Source organism: Micromonospora sp. KC723, assembly GCF_004348595.1.
Taxonomy (GTDB): domain Bacteria; phylum Actinomycetota; class Actinomycetes; order Mycobacteriales; family Micromonosporaceae; genus Micromonospora.
Window position 1 is genome coordinate 1 of sequence record NZ_SMKD01000245.1, and the last position, 3,667, is coordinate 3,667.

At 70.6% G+C, this 3,667-nt stretch carries 4 protein-coding genes, 1 tRNA gene and 1 pseudogene; 2 read left to right on the forward strand and 4 right to left on the reverse strand.

Annotated features, from left to right (window positions below; genetic code table 11):
* Window positions 1-481 (forward strand): annotated as a pseudogene (locus E1165_RS28165) (hypothetical protein); the annotation flags it as partial.
* Between the two features lie 308 nt (window positions 482-789).
* Window positions 790-863: transfer RNA gene (locus E1165_RS28170), tRNA-Ala, on the forward strand.
* Window positions 864-968: 105 nt separating this feature from the next.
* On the opposite strand, the gene E1165_RS28175 is transcribed toward E1165_RS28170, so the two are convergent.
* From E1165_RS28175 to E1165_RS28190, 4 genes are all read right to left on the reverse strand, one after another.
* Window positions 969-1,412 (reverse strand): hypothetical protein, encoded by a 444-nt coding sequence (locus E1165_RS28175; RefSeq protein WP_132394730.1) that lies wholly within the window; start codon window positions 1,410-1,412, stop codon window positions 969-971.
* Window positions 1,413-1,457: 45 nt separating this feature from the next.
* On the reverse strand, window positions 1,458-2,675 hold the full coding sequence (locus E1165_RS28180; RefSeq protein WP_132394731.1) for a tyrosine-type recombinase/integrase: 1,218 nt from the start codon (window positions 2,673-2,675) through the stop codon (window positions 1,458-1,460).
* Complete coding sequence (locus E1165_RS28185; protein WP_132394732.1) at window positions 2,675-2,872, reverse strand: excisionase family DNA-binding protein; 198 nt, start codon at window positions 2,870-2,872, stop codon at window positions 2,675-2,677. Before E1165_RS28185 ends, E1165_RS28180 begins: the two co-directional genes overlap by 1 nt.
* A partial coding sequence (locus tag E1165_RS28190) for a replication initiator (protein WP_371687405.1) occupies window positions 2,869-3,667 on the reverse strand: 799 nt, incomplete at its 5' end. The genes E1165_RS28190 and E1165_RS28185, both read right to left, overlap by 4 nt.

The window sequence follows — 3,667 nt, forward strand, 5'->3', positions numbered from 1 at the left end:
GTGCCGGCGTCGGCCTCCACCCCGCCGGCACCACACCCCCGCCATCTACCGCCGTCGCCGGGTGCTCGCTGCCCTGCTGTTGCTCAATGCCGTCGAGTTGGTCGGCGTCGTCGTGGTCGGGCCCGGCTTCTGGATCAGCTTCTCGGTCACCTTCGCCCTGCTCCTGGCGTACGTCGCGCATCTGCGGGCACGGGCGGTGGCCGAACGCCGACGGCGACGTCTCCAGGCCCGGGAGGCGGCCTGGCTGGCCGCGCGGCAGGCCGAGGTGCGGCGCGAGCAGGCCCGCCGGGCGGCGGCCCGGCGGGAGGCGCAGCGCCGCCTGGCGGCCCAGCGCGAGGCGGTACGCCGCACCGCCATGGGCCTCGGCCGGGGCGGCGACCTGCCGGCGGCGGCCAGCGGCGGCGGCTCGGTGATGTACCGCCGCGCCGGTGGCCTGCGCGGTCGCCCCTACTCCTCCGGCCGCGGCTCCCACTCCGCCTGACCCATCCGGTGCCCTCCGTGCCTGCGGCGACCGACGCGGTCCGCGATCGACCCCCTCCCGAGGAGGTTGATCGACTCGCACTGCGGCATGCGGCGTCGACCCCAACCTCCGACGCCGCAACCGCGGTGCTCGGTGAGCCGTGGTGCCGTGGCCGGACGCCGATCTTGGCGGGTCCCGGACCGGAGTGTCTGGTGCCAAGATCGTGCCGCGCCGGGGGGTGGTTCGCTCCCGAGGTGGCCGGTCTGTTAGCCTTGTCGCCGGCCCGCCCGGTGAAAGCCGGGTGGGACCGACGCCGGTCCGCCGGCGGAGGGGCTGTGGCGCAGACCGGTAGCGCACCTCGTTCGCATCGAGGGGGTCAGGGGTTCAAATCCCCTCAGCTCCACCCAGTTCAAAGGCCGTTTCCCGCCGTGGGGACGGCCTTTTTCGATCTTGTACAGCAAAGGAGTACAGCAGTTGCTGACTCGGGCTCGATGGAGCTGATCGCGAGCTAATCCGGCAGTGGCGTTGGGTGCATCGTGAGGTAGATCAGCCCCTGCTCCTCGTGAACCGTGCAACCTAGTTCGTAGGGCTCGACAGCCCCTATGCGGAAGACGAGGGTGACTCGGTCCTGCACGAATCTCTGCGTCTCGGTGGGCTCGCCAAAGACGGCGGTGATCTCTTGCTGGTCCAGCCCCGCCCGCAAAGGCAGCCGGAGCGCGCCGATCATGCTCTGAAGCGTTGCCTCCGGCAGGGCGACGAGGTCCATCGCTACCGAACGCGTTACCTCGGGAGCCGACTCAAGACGAAGCCACTCTGTGAAGCCCGACGCCTCCCCGATCCAGCAACGCTCCAGGTACTCCCAGCCCCGAAGCTGCTCAAGGTGCTCCGCCCTTATGAAGTCGGCCAGGCGAAGCCGGCCAAAGGCGTCATGCGAGATCCCCAGCGGCTCCACCGTGGCACCCCTTCAATCGATCGAGACCCGCGACAGTACCGCAGTTCAGATGAACTGCTCGCCGAGGCGTCTGAGCGCCTTTTCGGTCGCCTCGGTGGCGACCTCGCTGTAGATGTTCATGGTCACGGCGATCTGGCTGTGCCGGAGGATCTGCATGGTCACCCGGGGGTGCACGTCGAGGGCCACAAGCAGGGAGGCGCAGGTGCGTCGGGTGGTGTGCACGGAGATTTCCCGGACGCCGGCCTTGCGGCAGCGGGTCTTGAACTCCCGGTGGAAGTTCCTCGGCTCGACCGGGGTGCCGAGTCGGGTGGTGAAGACCAGGCCGGTGTCCTGCCAGGCCCGCCCGGCGTGCTCGCGGTGCCGCTGCTGATCCTCGCGGCGGGACCGGAGGGCGGTGGCGCAGATGGCCGGTAGGGGCAGGGTCGCGTCCGACGACTCGGTCTTGGTCTCCCGGTGCAGGAGTTGCCGGCGGATGCGCTGGAGCTGGTAGGCCACGGCCAGTTCCCCGGCGGCCAGGTCGACGTCCTCCCAGCGCAGGCCCAGCACCTCACCCCGGCGTAGCCCGAGGACCAGGATCAGCACGTACGTGGCGTAGAGCGGGTCACCCTCGGCGCGGGCCGACTCCAGGAACTGGCGTACCTCGTCGACGGACCAGGGTCGGGTCTTGCGCGGGCGGGGCTCGGCGACCCGGAGCAGGGCGGCCGGGTTGCGGGTCAGCAACTCGTCGCGGACGGCGTTGTTGAGCGCGGCCCGCAGGGTCGTCCAGGCGTCGCGGGCGGTGCGCTCGGAGACGGCGCGTTGGCAGCAGCGGCCGACGGCGCAGCACTTCCGTTTGCCCTCGGGGCGGGCGGCGTCCTTGCCCTGTAGGCAGCACTGGCAGGCGGTCCGGAGCTTGTTCAGCCAGGTCTGCACCTCGCGTACGGTGAGCTTGTCGAGGCGGCGGGAGCCCAGCTCCGGGGCGATGTAGAGCCGGACGAACATGTCGTAGTTGGCCGCCGTGGCCGGAGCCAGGTTCGGCTCGACGACATCACGCAGCCATGATTCGAGGTAGCTGCCGAGGGTGGGTATCCGGGTGACGACGGGCCCGGCCTTGGCCTGTTGGTGCAGCTTGATCCACTTGTCGTGGACGGCTTCGCGGGTGGGGCCGTAGACGTACTTGCGGGTGCGCTTGCCGTCGGGCTTGGTGACCCAGACGTACGCGGCGTAGCCGTTGCGGTAGGGGAAGATCGAGCCTTCGCCGTTGGCTCGTGCACGTCCGGGCATCAGGCGGCCTCCTGCCGTTCAACCTGCTCACGGACGTACTCGTCGACCCACTCGGGCAGGACGCGGCGGTACTTGCCGTCCTTGATGGAGCGCAGCTCGCCGGTGGCGATCTTCATCTTGACCTTGGACAGGCCGAAGCCGAGCAGGACGGCGACCTCGGCAGGCGAGTACCAGCGCGGGGTGAGGTTCCTGGTCATGCCGCCACCCCCGACCACGCTTCGTGGGCGAGTTCTTCCCGGCCGACGCGTCTGCGTTCCCGGTGTTGGGCGGCGGCGGTGTTGGCGAGCAGGGCGTCACCGTTGGTCAGCCAGCCGGAGCCGACGAAGGCGAGGGTGCCGACGGTAATGGTGTCGGTGGTGTCGTCTTCGGTGCGGCGGTAGGTGGCGCGGGTGTCGCGGAGCTGGCCGAAGGTGATGGAGTAGCGGCGGGCCTTGGTGAGGAAGTGACCGCCGTAGCCGAGCATGTGCGCCCAGCGGCGCAGCCCTGCGTAGGTGTTGGGTGTGGTGTCAAGGCCGGCTTGACGTTCCCCGGTCGGTGCGGCGATGCGGGTGGTGTGGTGGTGGGTGGGGCGGCCGAGTCGCCAGCAGGCGTCGATGAGCCGGGCGAGGTGGTCGCCTTCCGGGTCGGCGTAGGCGTCGATGGTGTCCGGGGTGAGTCGGGTGGAGCAGTGGCCGGTGACCTCGGTGGACTTGGTGGCGTACTTGGCCAGGTAGGCGGCCACCTTTCCGTCGGTCACGTCACTGTCGCTGGCGCCGATGCGGCGCACGTCGACCTGTTCCCCCCAGGCGATCGGCCAGCCGTGCGGCCGGTCGGGGTGCGGCGGGGTGGTGACGGTGATCTGTCGGGCGGCGGCGTGGACGGCGGTGTCGAGGTCGTCGGCGGTGATGCCGGCCGGCGGCGGCACCCGGGCGTGCCGGTCGTGCGGGTCGACGCCGTCGAGGCGCAACAGGACGTGGAAGTGCACCGCTCCCCGGCGCTGCATTTCGGCGACC